Raw genomic sequence first — 19503 nt, 5'->3', positions numbered from 1 at the left:
TTATCCCTTTAATCATCACTTTTACTAATAATTCCAAGTTCTAAGATAAGCTCAACCTCTCCAATAGATAATTTAGTAGCCCTAGAAATTTCCAAGGCACTCCAACCTTGTCTCATAAGTTTAATGACAGAATCTCTAACTGTTTCGTTATTAAGACCAACATTATCTTTATACTTAGATTCTGTTTTTACAAGAATCCCAAGAGTTTTGATTCTCTCTTCCGCAGCAATATTTAAATTCTCTAACCGAGTCTCAGATTTTGCAACCTTTTCTCTTATATTTCTAGTATGTTCCAACTTGCTCTCAATCTCACCTAGCATTTCTTTGAGCGTTTGAACATTATTTAGCACTTCCTGTGATAAATCTTTATTTACCAATAATTCTGACATAATTCCTTTCAACTCACCAAGACTCTGCTGAAACCCAGAACTCTCTTTAAATAATACATGCATCTTACTCTCTATTTCATTTATCAAATCAAAATTTTTATCAACAGATTCTAATGTAGACTTTAATATGCTATCTTTATTACTAATCCTATCATAATTATCAAGAATATTACTTTGTGCTTCTTTTATCTCCTTAAGTTTAGTTTTGTAGATCTGCATTTCATCATAAGATTCTGTAAATTTCTTATACCTCTCCTTAAAAGAAGTATAAAATTCAAGGAATTGAGTAAGATCTTTTTTAATTCCCTCAATATCCATTTGATGGACCTTTAAATCATTAAATACCTCAATAATATCTGATGATTTAGATTTAATGTCTCCAATTTCTCTAGTAATACCTTCAAAATCACCTTTATATCCTTGAATAAGATTTATTTCACTTGCTAAAGTTTCCCGTAACTCTTCTAAGTTATTCTTGAAATAATAAACTTCTTTCATCAGTTCATTATTTCTCTCTAACTCAACTTCAAGTCTCTTAAAATTTTCAAGCTTAGCACTCATGACAGCATAACGACTATCAAGTTCTTCTCTCAAATCAGCCTTGTATACAATTAAATTATCCTTAACCTCATCTATAAAATGATTAAGCTCACCATCATAGTTTAATACTTTCAACTTAAGTTGGGACACATGATCATCAATACCTTTAATCATTAGATCATATTTATCCTTAAATTCAGATTCTATGCTATTAACTTGAACCTTCAAGCTATCCCTTAAAGCCTGTATCTCTTCTTCTGAATAATTCAAACTATTCTTAACTTCATTCTCAAACACAGTATATTCCTCTCTTATAGAACTGGAAAAAGAATCATAATTTTCTCTAATTGTTTTTTCAATATCAATTCTATATGCATTCACTTTCTCAGTAAGCTTTAAAACATCATCTTGCATCAATTGAACTTGAGATTCAAAACCGCCTGTATCATTTAAAAATTTACTTACAATGTTTTGTTTTTCCTCATCAAGCCTAGAAGCCATTGAATTGAATTCATATTCTAACTTGTCATTAGCTTCAATAATTTTATCTTCAATATCTTTTTGCTGACTTAAAAATTTAATTTCCACTTGTGTTGCAAGCTCTTCAATATGTGAGTCTATCTTATCATTTATAGATTTAATCTTAAAATCCATGAAATCTTCAATATTTAAAACTTTACTCTGAACCTCATCTGAAATATTCTTCAAGTTAAGATAAGATCTATTTTCAAAGTCCTTAATATCTGATTGCAAACGATCAAAAATTTCTTTTGCTCTCTGATTAACACCATCTTTAACAACTTCCAAGCCACTCTCAATAGCAGAAACATCACTTTTAATTTCATCTAAATTCCTTTTTGTAATGCCCGCTCTTTCTTCAAGCTCTTTGTAAGCATTTTCTTGCCAATTTATCATATCATCTTTAACTTTTAAAAACCAAGAATCAACATTATTTTGACGATTATCTACAAGTTTAATAAACTCATCTATTCGATTAGTAACATTAGTTTCCATTACAACTATTTTACTCTCTGTATCTCTTTTTCTAACATCAAACTCTTTATTAAATTCTGAGTAAAAACTTTCTTTATTAAGCATAAGTTCCTGTTCAATCTCAACTCTAAAATTCTTCATAAGGATTTCTTTATCTTCCAAGTTCTTAATTATATGTCTCTCTAAATTTTCAATTCTTTGATCTGAGGATGCCACAAAATTTTCTAAAGAATTTTTTAAATTATCACTTCTTTCTTTCAAATCTTTAAAAAAATCCTCTTCAAGAAGTTTGAGATGGGATGACACATTGTGATAAGAATCCTCTTTAAGTTTTAATACATCCCCTTCAATATTACTCAAACTTAACTTAAGTTCACCAAGATTTTTTAATTGTTCTTCAATCTCTTTATCCATCTTTTCACTTGAACGAGCAAGTTCTATACCTAAATCAGAAATACATGCATTGAATCTACTTTCCATATCAAGGTGCATATTAGAATATTTACTATCAATCTCAGCATATTTATTTGCAATCAGCTCTTCAACTGAATTAGTCTTTTCATTTATCTTCTTCTCTACAAGCAAATGCTTCTCATCATACTTACCTTCAAGCTCAGCATATTTACTTGCAATCAGCTCTTCAACTGAATTAGCCTTATCATTTATCTTCTTCTCTACAAGCAAATGCTTCTCATCATATTTACCTTCAAGCTCAGCATATTTACTTGCAATCAGCTCTTCAACTGAATTAGCCTTATCATTTATCTTCTTCTCTACAAGCAAATGCTTCTCATCATATTTACCTTCAAGCTCAGCATATTTACTTGCAATCAGCTCTTCAACTGAATTAACCTTGTCATTTATCTTCTTCTCTACAAGCAAATGCTTCTCATCATACTTACCTTCAAGCTCAGCGTATTTATTTGCAATCAGCTCTTCAACTGAATTAGTCTTTTCATTTATCTTCTTCTCTACAAGCAAATGCTTCTCATCATACTTACCTTCAAGCTCAGCATATCTCACATCAAGAGTCTCGTCTAATTTATTATGATATTCGCTAATTTTATCCTTTAAATTTTTCTCTATCATCTCAAAATTATTTTCAATTGACTTAAGAGCAGATATCTTTTCATTAATCCCATGCTCATATTTTTCAATCTCTTCATCAATTGCAGCAGTGGCTTTCATCATATACATATCAAAGTGATCTTTTATTTCCTTCTCAAGACCAGACTTAATGACATCAAATTGATGATGTATGTTATTACTATCTTCCTGTATTCTCTTTCTTAAATCTTCTTCAAGCTCTAAAATTTCTTTTGACCTTCCATCGATTATCTCAAAATTAAGATCCATCTCAGAAATTTTTGCTCTCAAATGTTCATCATTATCTGTAAGTATCTTATATATTTCATCTCTAATCTTTGAAATAGCCCCTTCGCTCTCAATAAAAAATGTTGAATATCTCTCTTCAAAATTATTTTCAATAATCTTGAATCTTTCTTTATAAAGATCATTTAAAAACTCAGATTTATCCTCAATATTATTCTTAAGTTCATTAATTACTCCTATAAACTGTTCTCTTAACTGAAGAATATCACTATCTATGGCCTTCTTGTAATCAATTGCCTCGTCCCATCTAACTCTATACTGTCGCTCAATTTCTCTGAGTAATTCACCAAGTCTTAGCTCTTCTTTTTCTATTATATCCTTAATTTTAATTTCAAAATTTTCAACCTGATACTTTGATACATCAAAAGATGACTTAAAATTTTCTAAATTTTCATCCATATTCTTGCTAAGAATATCTATTTTGTCTGTTAACCTTCTATTTACATTTTCAATCTCATATCCTATCTCATTCTCTAATTTATTTGCAAGGGTTTCTGAATATCCTCTAGAATCAGATATTACCTTACTATATTTTTCATTAATTTCTCTATTCACATCATTAAATCGTGAATTAAGAGAATCAATGGTAATATCAATACTTGCCTGAAATGAAGCAATATCTGTCCTTTTATCCTTAAGCAAACTATCAACTTCCTTAACAAACTCTTCTGACCTTTCTAAGACTGTAGCAAATTTCTTAGATAAACTTTCCTCAAGGTCCTTAGTATCCGTATCAAAATGACTCATAATGTTTTTCAGGAGTTCATCTGCATATACATTTCCTTGATTTCTAAACTCATCTATTTTTTCAAGATAATAACTCTCAAGCCCTTCAAAAGTACTCTTAAGATCCTTAATCTTTAAAGTCATCTCAGAATCAATTGAGTTTATATCAATCTTTCCTGAAGATAACACATTCTCAATATTCACTGATATTTCACTTAACTTACCTTGCCAATCATTAAGTTTATTATCTATTTCACTATTAAGCATATCTCTTTTACTTAAGATGTCTTCTGATATTCTATTTAAAAAATTATCTATCTGCTTCTGATTATCTATCTTAATTTCAGAAACTTTTTGCATCCTAGATTCAATAAATCCATCAAGCTCCGATCTAAGATTATTTAAAACATCTTCACATCCAACTTTGAAATCTTTAAGTCTATAATCAAGTTCTTCTATATTGCCTTTAATTAACTCTTCTTTATTAGAAAAGTCCTCATTAAGTCCATTAAGCATCATAATAATTTTGTCATGAATTATTTCGGCTTGATTATCAATAAATTCCTTAATCCCTGATAAAGTCTCTTCACTGTTATTATATGACATATCTCTTAATTCTTTATACTTATCTAATACTGAACTTTCAAAGTCCTCCGTCTTTGATGTAACATATTCAAGTCTCTCATTAACATCTTTTTCAAAAGAATCGATCTTTGAAGAAGCTGATAAAAGTAATTCTTCACTTGAAATCTTAATATCAAGTAAAGATTTATTTAAAATAATAAGCTCATCTTTCCAATTAGTATGCATATCCATTGCTTTTTTTTGAATATGTTCTGAAAGTTCATTGAAAATATTTTCACTAAGTTCCTTTCCCTTAGTCCTTTGGTTTTCAATCAAATTTAAAAATTCTTCATTAGTTTTATTTAAATGAGACTTAATATCCTCTAAATTCAAACCTACTTCCCTTTGCCAATGTTCATATTGCAATTTGTCAGCTTCCATCTGCTTAATAAATTCACTTATATCCTCTCCATAATGACTTTTTAAATTAAACACTTCATCATTAATATCAACACTCATCTTACTCAACTTGGATTTAAAATCTCCTTTTAAAGTCTCAAAGTCTTGTACTAACAAATCATTTAAAGAACTTATACTTTCTTTTAGCTTTGTACTAGTAATCTCAAAATTTTGATAATCATAATCTGATTTTTCAGAAATTTTACTAAAATTTTCATCACATTTAATGGTAAGATCATCAATGTCACGCTCAAATTTATCTGCAATATTTTTATACTTGTCCTTCAGTTGGGTTTCTAATTCACCACTTTTTAAATTCAGAGCTTCTAAGAGAGTTTCATACTTTAAGTTAATGCTACCATCTAAACACGAATAATCATTAACAAATTTTTCATTCATTTCTTTAAGCTCTGAATATAAGCTACTATCCAACTTGGCAATTCTATCTTGAATATCTGTACTGATATTTGAAAGTTTCAATTCCAACTCACTTCCAACATCATTCATTCTTGAAAATACATTTTCACTAAAACTATCAATATCCCCTTTAACTTTGTCCTTAAATTCAACATATATCTTATTAGAATCCTTTTCAAGATCATCAAGCAAAGTCCTAACTCCACCCTGGACACTCTCTATCCTAGAATTAGCATCCTTTAAACTACTCTCTATCCTATCTCTTATGTCTTTATCAAATTGATTTATCTTACTATCATATTCTTTATAAATATCACCAACACTAGATTCAATTTGAACCCTAAATTGTTCCAAAATATCTGCTAATTGCTCTTCATACTGTCTCATCTCTTGTCTTATAGTCTCTTCAAGAGAATTCAGCCTAGAATAGGTATTATCTTTAAAAACAGAACTCAGAGAAGAAATTTCATTGTCTATTAATACCAATTTGCCTTCGAGTTTATCTCTCATCTGATGAGAACGCTCATCGACGTACATAAAAACTTCATCAAATTTTATCTGTAGCTCCTCATTCAGTCTAGTTAAAATAAAATCTTCCTTATCATTAATTTTAGTCTTAGCTTGCTCTACAATAAGATCAAGAGAATTTTCTATTGATTTATATTTAGTTTCATATATACCAAAAGAATCTTCCATTGATTTATTATAATTATCTATGCTAGATTCAATTTTAAACACAAACTCCTTAAATTCATTCTCAAGCTTTTCATTACCCTTATCTAAAATTTCTCTTTTTTTCTCTTCAATCATTACCAATGATTCTTGATAAGATATAAGCTCTCTATCCAGATTATCCATTCTCACACTAAAATCTTTAATAGTGTTATCAAACTTATCCCAACTCTCAATCTTGATAGTCTCAAGATTTTCCTTATTTGTCTTATCGAATTTTTCAAAAACTGTACTCAACCTAGAATCGATAGAATCAATCTGAGTATTAAAATTTTTTAAAGTTTTTGAAAGTTTATCTACTATTTTTCCATCCACTTGAAGTCGTTGTATATTATCTTGCACTTTAAGGGCCATGTCATCTAGCTCTTTAAGCATAGAATCATGATAAGCAATCTTTTTTTCAACTTCTGCAAAATCATTACTTTTATCTTTAATCTTTCGCTGAACTTCATCTATTTTTTTTATGATCTCTATACTAGAACGTTGATACGCTTCCATATCAACAGCAAGATTATTGATTTCTTTTGTCTTCTCATCAATAAAATCTTCAAGGTTATCCTTAGCAATATCAATAAATTTTTTAATCTTATCTAAAGCCCTTGAACGTCTATCATACTGCCTATAAATAAATAAAATCACGAAAACCAATAAAAGATTAACCAAAACGGTTACAAAATCTATCATAAAATATTTTACCCACACTCTATATATTTAAAAGTATATATCTTTGCAAGTCTTTATAATTACTAAAGATAAAATCACATTTCATATCTTTAAGCAACTTTTTTTTAGAAAGATAAGCCGTTCTCATACACACACCACTAGCACCTAAAATATCATATTCATAAGAATTACCAACATATAAAATATGATTACTATCTATACCTAATTCATCCATAATCCTTAAAAAAGCTATTTTGTTTGGCTTTAAGTAACCGGTCTCTTCTGATGAATAAAGAACATCCCAAAAACTATCTTCAATGCCTAACAAATTACTCACACGAGTTGCAATAGGAAAATCTGACATCACTCCTAATTTTATTCCTTTTGATTTAAGAGAATAAATCAAATCATGAACACCAAAATACGGTTTGAGATTTCTAAATTTATTCCTAAAAGATTTACCATAATATATTTTATTTAATAAAAATTCACACCTATTCTCATCAAAACCCAGATGCTTAGCAAGCATTTTAATCTGAATAGACATCAACTCATCTCTACTAGAAGGAATACTTCTTCCCTTTTGTAAACATCTGATTTCCTTTCTTACCTTTTTAAAAGCTAAAAAAAATTTAATATTTTTTAAAAATTCAGGAAACATTATCAAATTAATATTAATTTCAGGATAAAGAGTTCCATCAAGATCAAACACTACAGCTTTTATCATAATATCTAATTATTTATCCTTATTTATCCTTTTGGGTATTGGCACTATAGATATATTCTTTGGAACTTTGGCCCTAACTAAATGAATATATGAATTTGGATATCTACCTCTAAGTGATTTAATTGAAGTTTCATCATTAATTTCCATTAAAGATACTCTAAAAATAGATTCTCTATCAATAAATGGAAATAACACAACAACATGTTTATGAAAAACTTTTCCTGGAAATCCATTAATTGTTGTATTCAAAGAGCCAAAATACATATGACCAGGCTCCTTAACAGCTAAATAATACAAAATAAACTCTAAATTATCAATCTCATATCCACGGTTTTCAATATACTTAAGAAAACCAATATTATTTACATCTAACTCCTTAACCCTAGATAAGTCTAGATCAGCATCAACATTTTTAAGTTTATAGGCAATATTACGAGTCCAATCAAGTCCAAAAAATGGATCCCTACTAAATTCATAATACTTCGTAAAACTATTACCTCTAATTCCAATATGCTTAACTTTAAGATCCTTTATTTTTAAAAGCTTTCCTGTCATTGCCTTATAAATTGAATCTGCTACCCATTTACCAAATCCAGAACAATTAAATCCTATAGGTTCTCTTTGAGGTTCACCCGTTCTAATATACACCATTTCACCTAGTTCATTCATTGCCCCATCATGTACTTCAAATATTAAAGGAGAAACCTTTAAAAAGGCTCTCAGGCTGTCAACAATATTAGAAATATTATCATAAGCTTCAAGGGATCTAGGTCTAAAAAGTTCAAAATCAATAAAATTACTAATATATTTAACTATTTCTAAAAAAGAACCAGTAGCAATATCACTAATTTTAAAAGGCAATTTAATATCTTTATAAATGAAAGTATTAATTAAATAAAAATCAGCACTTGAATGAACATCACCTGCCTTTATTCTAATAAAAGTATCTGCTCTATTTAGAAAAAATATCTTTATCTGTTCAATACCATATCTTCCAACTTTAATTACATAAGAGCCTGGAAAAATATAAGACGCACCATTTTTCCGATTAAAAAAAGAATAGTAAGCATAATCTCCCAATATTGAATTTGATACTTCAACATAATAATCATCTGAAATATAATATTTTTGGGGTTTTATCTTAAAAGCAGTATTCCTCGAATTAAAATATTTTGCATAATTTGCTCTAACACTAAAATCATAAAAAAAATTCTCAAATGCAAAGGGATTCAGATTAGCAACTATCAAAAATAAAAATATATATCTCACTTTAAGTCTCTTGTTTTTTCTCTCAGTTCTATTAAAATTGGAATATTATAATAACCAATTTTACGAATATTATTTACTAAATAATTATAATAAGAATTTGGAAAATTAGTTATTTTATTCGCAAATAAAATAAACTTAACAGGATTAACACTAATCTGAGTTATATATTTCACTTTATGTGAAGCATTCAAATGATAATCCTTAATCCATAAACTCAACATCTTATTCAAATCAGCAGTACTTATTTTAAGTTCAAGTTGTTTTTTTAATTTAATTGCTTCTTTAAAAAGATTATCTACCCCCTCTCTTCTATGAGCAGATATTCTTAATATGGGAGAAAAATTTAAAATTGGGAAAAAAAACTTAACACGATTTTTTAAAGCCTCAAAATAACCGCTTTTTGATTTTACAAGATCCCACTTGGTAAACACAATAATAATCCCTTTACCCCGTTTAGTTGCATAATGAGCAATTTTCTTATCTTGCGCCGTTAAGTCTTCTTTAACATCAACTAATAAAAAGACAATATCTACCATATCAATTACTCTTAAAGCTCTACTTACAGAATAATGTTCAATAAGTTCATTTACCCTTGCTCGCCGCCTTATTCCAGCAGTATCAATAAGCTCAAATGTTTTACCATTCCTTTGAAATCTTGCTTTAACAAAATCCCTTGTAGTCCCAGCAACCCGAGACACAATTGAAACTTCACGTCCTGCTAAAAAATTAATAAGAGTAGATTTGCCTGAATTTGGCTTCCCTATAAGGCCAATCTTAACATCAACATTATCATCAATTGCCAATTTGCCTACTGAATTTTTCAAAAAAATTCTTAAGCTATTTACTCCTTTTCCATGAGTCGCACTAACTAAAAAGCTCTTTTGAAAACCTAAATTTTGAAATTCATAAGTTAAGGCTTGCTTATGATGACTATCTATTTTATTTAACACCAAGACTATCTTATCACTATATTTTCTTAACCTCTCAATAAGCTCATAATCTTCTGATAAAATTTCATTTACATCTAAAACAAACAAGATCAAATCAATGCTATCAAGCAAGCTTATAACTTTATTAACCACAACTCTACTAAGTTCATCCCTTAAAAGGGTAAATCCACCAGCATCAATCAAATAAAATTTATAAGAATCTACTGTACAAATCTCTTTTATCAAATCCCTAGTAACTCCATAAATTTCATCAGTAATACTTCTATTTGAGCTTAAAAGCTTATTAAATAAAGTAGACTTCCCAACATTTGGTCTTCCAACAATAAGAACACTTTTATAATCTTGAACTTTAGAACCAATCAAAGCTAAACTGCCTCTTTCCTTATGTAGGTTTTTCTATTATAATATCAGATATTACAGCTTTATGCCAATTATAAACGGACGTCCAATTGATAAGGAAAAAAAGAAATAGTAAACGAAAAACAAGTAGCTTTAATCAAATAGATATATTTTTAGTATTATTTGCAATATTCCTAACAGGACTCTGCTTATTACTAATAATTAAAAATTCACTCATTAAAAACATATTCAATGAACAAATTAACAATAATGACAATTTTGAATTTAGCCAATCAAAACCTAATAAGATAGAAGCAAAACTAGAGAATACAAAAAATGAAACTATTAAAATACTTAACAATGAAAAATTTTTAATAAAGCCACCTGAAATACAAAAAATTGAAGAAGAATTTAAATATCAAGAACAAAAATACTTAAAAAACAAAAAAGAAGTTAAACTATATTTTATAAAAGTTACCGCTGAGGGACATTTTTTAAAACAATGGATTAAGCGAACCATTCAATATGATAAAAACATTCTCAAAGAAACATTAAAAGCACTAATTAACGGTCCTAATGAATATGAACTTAAAAATAATTTCTTAAGTTTAATTCCTATCAACACCAAAGTATTAAACTTAAGTATAAATGATGGAATTGCTCACATAAATTTATCTAAAGAATTTTATGAAAATAGTTTTGGAGTAGAAGGAACAATTAATCAGGTCAAGCAAATTATTTTAACATGTCTTGAAATTCAAGGAATCAACGGAATAACTTTAAAAGTTGAAAACAACCCAATAATACTTGAAGATTTAAATTTAGACTTTTCAGGAATCTTAGATAACAAAAAACTCGCAAAATATTAAAAATTAATATCATCAAGAAGGGCAAGAGATTGCATAAGATTCATTGAATTATCTTTAACAACCAAAAACATAAATTCTTGATTTCCTTTCCGTCCTTTGGTTGCAAGTTTTAATATATTTTTAATTTGTAGATTATTATCATAAAACTTTTTAATTACCTTATTTAATATCTTACTTAGATATCTCTTTCCAACTACACCATTAAAATCTTTTATATCTAAATTTAATCCTTTAAGCTCAAATTGAGGTTTAACAAGAACAACGATAAGCTTATCAGAAAGTTTATCAATTAAATTTGCACATATACTAATTACAGATCTAAAAGAAACATCAATAACGGCTAAATTAGGTTGTATGTCAAATTGTTTAATAGCAAAAATATTAGTCTTTTCAAAAACTTTAACCCTTGGGTCAACTCTTAACTTATAAGATAGCTGATTAAATCCAACATCAACTGCATAGACTAACTTTGCACCTTCTTGCAAAAGACAATCTGTAAAACCACCTGTTGAAGCACCAACATCTATACAGATTTTATCTTTAACTGTAATTTTAAATGTTTCTAAAGATTCAAAAAGTTTATGACCTCCTCTTGAAACAAATTGCCTAGACTCACTCTCTATTAAGTTTATTTTACTATTTCTTAACAGCAAAACCTTAGGATTTCTTTCTTTGTGAGAATTGACATACACCCTGCCGGTCAAAATTAAAATTCTAAGTTCTTCTCTTGTTAAACCTGGATAATTCTTGCAAAGCACATTTAATAAACTATTTCTGTATTCTTTCAATTTTCAAAGCACGTCCTGTTTTTAAATGAGAAGTAATAACAACGCCCTGTATAATCACATTCTCTTCAACAGTTTCTGTTCGTAAAGCCACATATTCAAGTAATCCTTTAAGAGAAATCTCGGGATTAAACCCTATTACAGAATTCAAACTACCTGTCATCCCAAGATCACTAATATAAGCAGTCCCCTTATCTAGAATTCTCTCATCTTGCGTCATTATATGTGTATGCGTACCAACAACTCCAGTTACCAATCCGTTCAAAAAATATCCAAAACTCTCTTTCTCATAATTACTCTCAGCATGAAAATCAACAAAAATAGTTTTAACTTTATTTCTAATCATGTTAACAACTTTTTTTATATTTTCAAAAGGATTTTTAACAATGAAAGTCATTCCTACAAATCCCTGAATATTTATAACAGCAACTTTTTCATTTTTAACATTTAAAATACAATACCCATGTCCTTCAAGAAGATCTGAAAAATTATTTGGTCTTAAAATATACTCCTGTTTATCCAAATATTCCCTTATACTATGATCTGCATAAACATGATTACCTGTAGTAATAACATTCACACCTGCCTTAAAAAGATTTTCTGCTATCTCTGGAGTAATTCCAAAACCACCTGAGGAATTTTCCCCGTTGACAATTGTCAAATCTATATTATATTTCTCTTTAAGATTTTTAAGATTAAAAAAAACCTTTTTAAGACCCCCATTACCTATGACATCTCCAATTATTAACGCTCTAATCACATCGTTATCTTGCATACTCAATAACTCTAGTTTCACGAATAATAGTAACTTTTATTTTACCAGGATATCTCATCTCAACTTCTATTTTCTTTGCAATATCTCTTGCAAGCATAGTAGCTTTTTCATCATTAATTAATAAATTGTCAACAATGATTCTAACTTCACGACCTGCCTGAATTGCATAACACTTTTGAACACCCTCAAATCCATATGCAATCTCTTCAAGTCTCTTAAGTCTATTTATATAATTGTTCAAACTTTCACGTCTTGCACCAGGACGAGATGCAGAAATAGCATCAGCTATTTGAACGACGATAGCCTCAAAACTTTCAGGCTTTATTTCATTATGATGTGCAGCAATAGCATTAACAACAATATCGCTCTCTCCACAACTCTGAGCAAGCTCAGCACCCGTAATAGCATGCCCCTCACTATTCTCAGAAATACTTTCCATACCCTTTCCAATATCATGCAAAAGACATGCTCTCTTGACAACAATAGGATCTAATTTCATTTCTTTAGCTAAAATTTCTCCGATTATTGCTGTTTCTTTTGAATGACTTAGAACGTTTTGACCATAACTGCTTCTAAAGTAAAGCCTTCCAAGACCTCTAATAAGCCTTTTGTCAAATCCATGTATATTTAAATCAAATACTGCCTTTTCGCCTTCCTCAAGAATAATATTATTGATCTCATTAGTAACACTATAAACAATTTCTTCAATTCTTGCAGGATGAATTCTCCCATCTGCAACGAGTCTTTCAAGGGTCCTTTTTGCTATCTCCTTTCTTACTGGATCAAAACATGATATAACAACAGCCTCAGGAGTATCATCAATAATAATATCTGCACCTATTAATGTTTCAAGAACCCTGATATTACGTCCTTCTTTACCAATAATTCTACCTTTCATTTCATCATTAGGCAGCTCAACAGAAGTAACTGTAAACTCAGAGCTGACCTCTGTTACTATACGTTGCATAGTAGAGACTAATATATCTTTAGCTACCTTATCTGCTAAAAGCTGAGCCTCTTGCTCACTTTTATTAATAATTATTTGAGCATCTCTCTTGGATTCATTTTCAACTTTTTCAATTACAATCTTTTTTGCTTCTTCTTTTGTAAGACCAGCAATATTTTCTAACTTTTTAACAAGAGATAATTCCTTATCTCGTATGATTTTTTCTTTTTGCTCAAATTCCTTAAGCTTAAAATCAATCCTACTTTGCTGCTTATCAAGAGCTGATATTCTTTTATCTAAAGTCTCTTCTCTTTGTAATAACCTTCTCTCTAAATTAAAAACCTCATTTTTTCGCTCCCTTATTTCCCTATCCTGCTGGTTCTTCTCTTTAAGCATTTGAGCTTTTGCATGTGAAATAACTCGTTTTTTTTCATTTTCTATCTCTACGATTGCCTCTTCTTGTACTTTCTTTAGCTTTTTATCTAAATTTAATAAAGAAAATCTACCTAAAATAATTCTTATTAAAAAACCTAATACAATACCTAAAACACCAGCAAGAATAGAAGAAAAAGTAATATATGACATACAATTTACCCCCTATTCTACCAAACCAATTAAATATAAACCCTTTAGAAGGATATATTTAATACGTAAGACTATTGCTTTTCTTCTAAGGTTTTATCAACTAGTTCAAGAATTGCCATTTCAGCTGCATCCCCATACCTTTGTCCTAGCTTAATAACCCTAGTATACCCACCCTTTCTTTCTTTAAAGATAGGGGAAATTCTAGTAAATAATTTATTCAGAATATATTTATCATGTATAAACTTTGATACTTCTCTTCTATTATGCACGCTATCAACTTTAGCCCTAGTAATTAATTTTTCAGCAAATCTCTTAACTTCACTCAATTTTGCTTTAGTAGAAGTTATTTTTTCATGCCTAAAAAGAGAAATTACCATATTTCTTAAAAGCGCCTTTCTATGACTTGACTTTCTATCTAACCTATTAAATCCTACCTTAGTCTTCATATAACAATGATCTCCCTTCTAATGAGATATTTTATCGTTTTTATTCAATATTTTTAGAGCTTCTGCCTTAGACATTCCCAAAAATAATCCATAAGTGTTAAGCTTTTCAATTATTTCTTCCAAACTTTTTTTCCCAAAGTTCCTTGCCTTCGAAAGATCCTCTGCACTTTTGCTAATAAGTTCTCCTAAAGTCTTAACATTTTCCTTGGTTAAACAATTCAGAGATCTAACAGATAAATTTAATTTCTCAATATTTATGCTAAGTATATCGGAATCTCTAAGTTCAGAATTCTCAACAGAATGTACAACCTTATCTTCAAAATTAACCAATGGAAGCAAAAAGTCCCTCACTATAGAAGCCGCCTTTTTAATTGCGTCTTTAGCACTAATTACACCTGTTGTCCAAATTTCCATAACAAGTTTATCATAATCAGACCTCTGTCCAACTCTAGTATCTTCAACAGAATATGTAACCTTTTCTATTGGAGAAAATATAGAATCAAGTGCAATGGTATTAACTTCTTCTAAATATTTAGCATTCTGTTCAGAAGAAACATAACCTCTCCCATAATTGATTTGAAATTCAAAATCCAAATTTGCCTCACTTGAAAGCGTAGCAATAACTAAATCTTTATTAAAAACTTCAACACCCTCTCTTTCAAGATGAACTGCCTTTAAAACATTAGTATCTTTTCCATTAACAGAAAGACTTATTGTAGTACTATTAACTCCCTCATCTAACTTTAAGTGAATATTCTTAATATTAGCAATTACTTCAAGAGTATCCTCTACAACACCTGGTATTAAATCAAATTCACTTGAAACAATCTTTAAAGACCCACCTTGATTAGACTGAATCCTCATAGCAGAAATAGCATACCCTTCAATAGAAGATAGCAAAACTCGCCTTAAAGTGTTCCCAATAGTAACACCAAAACCTTTCTCAAAAGGATACATTATAAATTTTCCATAAGAACTATCATCTTCTCCTCTTACAAACTCAATCCTATCAGGTATAGTAAAATCTTTCAAAAGCTTTCCTAAAGACATCAATAGCTCCTCTAACTAAACTCGTCTAGTTTTCTTAGGTCTACACCCATTATGCGGTATTGGAGTAACATCTGAGATTGATTTAACAATTATACCTGTTGATCCAACAGTTCGTATGGCAGACTCTCTACCAATTCCCGGACCTTTAACAAAAACATGAACATAATTAATACCAAAATCCTTAACTTTACCTAAAGCCGATTCTGCAGTCATCTGAGCAGCATAAGGAGTCGATTTTTTAGCACCCTTAAAACCCATTCCACCTGCACTTGCCCAAGCTAAAGTATTTCCTCTTATGTCTGATACAGTTACGATGGTATTATTAAAAGTAGCCTGTATATAAACATTGCCTTCACCAATATTTTTTTTTACCTTTTTTTTATTAGTTGATACTTTTGCACTCAAACTTATCTCTCCTCCATAAGCAAAATAACTTTATTTAGCAGCCATCTTCTTATTAGCCACAGTCTTTCTCTTTCCCTTCCTGGTTCTTGCATTAGTTTTAGTTCTTTGACCTCTTAAGGGTAAACCTTTTCTATGTCTAAGGCCTCTATAACATGCAATATCCATAAGCCTCTTAATAGACATAGCTAACTCACTTCTAAGCTTTCCCTCAACAACATAATCACTTTCAATTATTTTTCTAAGCTTATTAACTTCATCATTATCCAAATCTTTAGCTCTTTTTTCTGGTAAAATATCTGTTTTTCTGCAAATTTCTAAAGCTCTAGCTCTTCCTATGCCATAAATAGACGTAAGAGCTATTTGAAGTTGTTTGTTATTTGGCAAATCTATTCCTGCTATCCTAGCCATTTTTTCCCCTTATTTTTGTCTTTGTTTATGTTTAAGATTATCACAAATAATTCTTAAAACACCTTTTCTCTTTATCACTTTACATTTTTCACAAATTGGCTTTACACTTACCCTAACTTTCATAAATTACTCCTAAATTTTCTGCAAAAAAGCATACTTTTTGCCAGGTCCACGAGACAATCCTTGAGTCTTTAAATATGCATCAATCTGAATTAATGTATCAAGAGCTACTCCTACCATAATAAGGAGTGAAGAACTACCCATAATCCTTGAGACATCATAAGGAAATCTAAAAATATTCTGCACTAAAAACGGAATAATTGCAATAATAGATAAAAAAATAGAACCTGAAAACAATGTTCTATTCATAATTCTATCTAAATAACCCTCCATCTCATCCGCCTTTATACCTGGAATAGTTCCCCCATTTTTGCGAATATTATTACTTATATCTTTTGGACTCAATTGTATCTTTGAATAAAAATATGTAAAACCTATTATTAAGACTACATTCAATAAAGTATAATAAAGCCCATTAGGTCTTAAATAAGATAAAATTTGTCTTGAGAGAACAGAAGTTCCAGCAAATCCACTCAAAATTTGCAAAGGCAAGGTAATAAGCACAGATGCAAAAATAACAGGCAAAACACCTGACGGATTAAGCTTAATTGGTAAATATGAACTAACTGTATTCCTTGAATTTGCTCTAGCATAATGAATAGTAATTCGTCTTTGCGCCTTATATTCATATATGATCAATATAACAACCAAAATAAACACACTTAATACCAGTATCACAAAGACAGGATTAATATTTTGAGATGGATCTCGCATGCTCTGAAAAAGATTAAATAAAGCCGCTTGAAGTCTAACCACTATTCCTGAAAAAATTATTAAAGATACACCATTCCCAATTCCTCTCTGATTAATTTGTTCACCAAGCCACAAAAGAACAAATGTGCCTGTTGTAACTGTTAAAATAGCAATAAAAATATATCTATAAAAAGGCATATTAAGTGCACCTGGAATGCTTTTAGCATAAAGACTAGTGGCATATCCTTGGGCTACAGCCGCAACAATTGTTAGATATTTTGTGTATTTTTTTATTTTTTTTCTTCCATTATCCCCTTCTTGCATCTTTTTAAGAGAAGGAAAAGAATAAACAAGAAGCTGAATAATAATTGATGCTGAAATATAAGGACCTATGCTAAGCATAAATATAGAAAAATTACTAAAAGCACCACCTGAAAAAAAATCAAAATAATTAGTAATTGAAAAATCTGACTGGGATTTAAAATAACTTCTAAGCGCCACAGGATCTATCCCTGGTATTGGCAAGTAAGAGCCAACTCTAAAAATAAAAAGAATAAACAGAGTAAATAAAAATTTGCTCCTTAAATCCTTAATTGTAAATAAATTAAAAAACAAACCTTTCATTTCACTACCATTTCAAACCAATTTAATACTGCAACCAATTTTCGTTGCCAATTTTTCAGCAGACTTTGAAATACGCGAAACTTCAAAATTCACTTTCTTAGTAAGCTCGCCATTAGCCAAAATCTTGATATTTTTTTTATTCTTACTTATAAGCCCTTTTTGTAACAAAGTATTATAATTTACTAAATCTCCATCCTCAAATTTTCTATCTATATCCCCAAGTCCTACAATCTCATACTTTACCTTATAATCATGATTGGAAAAACCTCTTATTGGAAGTCTTCTATAAAGAGGCGTTTGTCCTCCTTCAAAACCAATCCTTGGCGAATTATTTCTAGCTTTTTGTCCCTTTTGTCCTCTCCCAGAGGTCTTCCCAAGACCAGAACCTGGCCCTCTACCAACAATTTTTCGAGACTTATTAGCTCCTAAAGGTCTCCTTAGCTTAATCATTCTTTACCTCACTTAATAAAACCATGCTAATTACACTATTAAGCATCCCTTGAAGAGACTTGTTTAAAATATGAACTTTTTTATCTCCTATTCTCTTAAGACCCAAAGCTTTCAATGTCTTAACCTTACTGTCTAATTTCCCAATAAGACTTCTCTTAAGCTCAACCTCGATCTTAATATCGCTCTTAATAAGAATTTCTCTATTATTTTTCATCTTTTTAATAAAAGCCTTATTCTTCAACCTAGATCTTGAGGCTTTAAACCTAATCTTTTTAAGCTGAAGTCGCAATTTTCTCTTAATCATAAACTAACCCCATAAAGTCCTTAAAGTTTTACCTCTTATTTCTGCTACTTTTCTAGCATCTAAAACCAAGTCAAATGCTTTAAAAGTCGCCTTTACCACATTCATAGAATTATTTGAACCAAGAGATTTACTTAAAATATCATGCACTCCCAAAGCTTCCATGACAGCACGAACAGGTCCACCTGCAATAATACCAGTACCTTGAGTTGCTGGCTTAATTAAAACTTTGGCTTTTTTAAAATCCCCAATGACCATATGAGGAAGAGTGCCCTTTCTAATAGGAATAACCCTTAAATTTTTTCTAGCACTCGCTAAACTCTTCTTTATTGCATCACTAGCATCATTGGCCTTACCAAATCCCCAGCCAACTTGACCTTCGCCATCACCAACAACCATAAAAGCAGAAAAAGAAAACCTTCTTCCACCCTTTACAACTTTAGTCACCCTACTTAATGATATCAATTTCTCTATTTGCTTTTTATGAACTTGAGATTCCACTATAATTCCCCCTAAACATCAATACCGGCTTCACGCAAAGAAGTTGCAAAACTTGCAATAAGACCATGATATTTATAACCATTTCTATCAAAAATAAGTTTATTTATGTTTTTATCTTTAAGTTTCTTTGCAAGAACTTCGCCAAGTTTCCTTATATCATCAATATTTTTGTTCAATTTAAGATCTTTTTCAATAGTAGAAACACTTGCAAGAGTATGACCCGCCACATCATCAATGACTTGAACATAAAAATATTTATTGGACTTAAAAACTGTAACCCTAGGCCTATCTGCAACACCAAATCCAATTCTATCTCTTATTCTCTTTTTACGCTTTATATTTCTTTTTTCAGCTTCTTTTACTTTTTTCATAAATACTCACCTAA

18 protein-coding genes are annotated in these 19503 nt (G+C 29.8%); 1 reads left to right on the top strand and 17 read right to left on the bottom strand.

Going from position 1 to position 19503, the window contains the following annotated elements:
- Positions 1-8 precede the first annotated feature (8 nt).
- The 4 genes from BT0_RS02570 to der are packed head-to-tail and all read right to left on the bottom strand — an operon-like array spanning position 9 to position 10184.
- A complete protein-coding gene (locus BT0_RS02570; RefSeq protein ID WP_041178488.1) occupies positions 9-6896 on the bottom strand; it encodes a SpiroCoCo family coiled-coil protein in 6888 nt (2295 codons plus the stop codon).
- Positions 6897-6915: 19 nt separating this feature from the next.
- Positions 6916-7602 carry an HAD family hydrolase gene (locus BT0_RS02565; RefSeq protein WP_011772456.1) on the bottom strand — a complete coding sequence of 229 codons (687 nt, stop codon included), beginning with the start codon at positions 7600-7602 and terminating at the stop codon, positions 6916-6918.
- Between the two features lie 9 nt (positions 7603-7611).
- Positions 7612-8871, bottom strand: a complete 1260-nt coding sequence (locus BT0_RS02560) for a hypothetical protein (protein ID WP_011772455.1) — start codon at positions 8869-8871, stop codon at positions 7612-7614.
- Positions 8868-10184 carry a ribosome biogenesis GTPase Der gene (gene der, locus BT0_RS02555; RefSeq protein ID WP_011772454.1) on the bottom strand — a complete coding sequence of 439 codons (1317 nt, stop codon included), beginning with the start codon at positions 10182-10184 and terminating at the stop codon, positions 8868-8870. The genes BT0_RS02560 and der overlap by 4 nt, the downstream gene beginning before the upstream one ends.
- A gap of 86 nt (positions 10185-10270) precedes the next feature.
- On the opposite strand from der, the gene BT0_RS02550 reads away from it, so the two are divergent.
- Entirely contained in the window at positions 10271-11029 is a 759-nt protein-coding gene (locus BT0_RS02550; RefSeq protein ID WP_011772453.1) for a GerMN domain-containing protein, read from the top strand.
- Here BT0_RS02550 and BT0_RS02545 read toward each other — a convergent pair.
- The 13 genes from BT0_RS02545 to rplR all read right to left on the bottom strand — a co-directional run bounded on the left by BT0_RS02545 (position 11026) and on the right by rplR (position 19489).
- Positions 11026-11817, bottom strand: coding sequence for a TlyA family RNA methyltransferase (locus BT0_RS02545; protein ID WP_011772452.1), 792 nt, complete (start codon positions 11815-11817; stop codon positions 11026-11028). The two genes, BT0_RS02550 and BT0_RS02545, sit on opposite strands and share 4 nt — an antisense overlap.
- A complete protein-coding gene (locus BT0_RS02540) occupies positions 11798-12589 on the bottom strand; it encodes a TIGR00282 family metallophosphoesterase (protein ID WP_041178487.1) in 792 nt (263 codons plus the stop codon). Before BT0_RS02540 ends, BT0_RS02545 begins: the two co-directional genes overlap by 20 nt.
- Entirely contained in the window at positions 12579-14120 is a 1542-nt protein-coding gene (gene rny / locus BT0_RS02535; protein ID WP_011772450.1) for a ribonuclease Y, read from the bottom strand. Before rny ends, BT0_RS02540 begins: the two co-directional genes overlap by 11 nt.
- 71 nt (positions 14121-14191) lie before the next feature.
- Positions 14192-14566 carry a 50S ribosomal protein L17 gene (gene rplQ, locus BT0_RS02530; RefSeq protein ID WP_011772449.1) on the bottom strand — a complete coding sequence of 125 codons (375 nt, stop codon included), beginning with the start codon at positions 14564-14566 and terminating at the stop codon, positions 14192-14194.
- An 18-nt stretch (positions 14567-14584) separates the two neighbouring features.
- Complete coding sequence (locus BT0_RS02525) at positions 14585-15616, bottom strand: DNA-directed RNA polymerase subunit alpha (RefSeq protein ID WP_041178486.1); 1032 nt, start codon at positions 15614-15616, stop codon at positions 14585-14587.
- 15 nt (positions 15617-15631) lie between these two features.
- Positions 15632-16021, bottom strand: a complete 390-nt coding sequence (rpsK, locus tag BT0_RS02520; RefSeq protein ID WP_011772447.1) for a 30S ribosomal protein S11 — start codon at positions 16019-16021, stop codon at positions 15632-15634.
- Between the two features lie 30 nt (positions 16022-16051).
- On the bottom strand, positions 16052-16429 hold the full coding sequence (gene rpsM, locus BT0_RS02515; protein WP_011772446.1) for a 30S ribosomal protein S13: 378 nt from the start codon (positions 16427-16429) through the stop codon (positions 16052-16054).
- A gap of 9 nt (positions 16430-16438) precedes the next feature.
- Entirely contained in the window at positions 16439-16552 is a 114-nt protein-coding gene (gene rpmJ / locus BT0_RS02510; RefSeq protein WP_002557090.1) for a 50S ribosomal protein L36, read from the bottom strand.
- Positions 16553-16561: 9 nt separating this feature from the next.
- Positions 16562-17866, bottom strand: coding sequence for a preprotein translocase subunit SecY (gene secY / locus BT0_RS02505; RefSeq protein WP_011772445.1), 1305 nt, complete (start codon positions 17864-17866; stop codon positions 16562-16564).
- 12 nt (positions 17867-17878) lie between these two features.
- Entirely contained in the window at positions 17879-18316 is a 438-nt protein-coding gene (gene rplO, locus BT0_RS02500; RefSeq protein ID WP_011772444.1) for a 50S ribosomal protein L15, read from the bottom strand.
- Entirely contained in the window at positions 18309-18620 is a 312-nt protein-coding gene (rpmD, locus tag BT0_RS02495; protein WP_011772443.1) for a 50S ribosomal protein L30, read from the bottom strand. Before rpmD ends, rplO begins: the two co-directional genes overlap by 8 nt.
- 3 nt (positions 18621-18623) lie before the next feature.
- On the bottom strand, positions 18624-19118 hold the full coding sequence (gene rpsE, locus BT0_RS02490; protein ID WP_011772442.1) for a 30S ribosomal protein S5: 495 nt from the start codon (positions 19116-19118) through the stop codon (positions 18624-18626).
- Between the two features lie 11 nt (positions 19119-19129).
- Complete coding sequence (gene rplR, locus BT0_RS02485) at positions 19130-19489, bottom strand: 50S ribosomal protein L18 (RefSeq protein WP_011772441.1); 360 nt, start codon at positions 19487-19489, stop codon at positions 19130-19132.
- Positions 19490-19503 lie beyond the last annotated feature (14 nt).

Origin of the sequence: Borrelia turicatae 91E135 (assembly GCF_000012085.2) — a bacterium.
In the GTDB taxonomy this organism is placed as follows: Bacteria; Spirochaetota; Spirochaetia; order Borreliales; family Borreliaceae; genus Borrelia; species Borrelia turicatae.
This window is presented reverse-complemented; position numbering and strand designations above follow the sequence as displayed.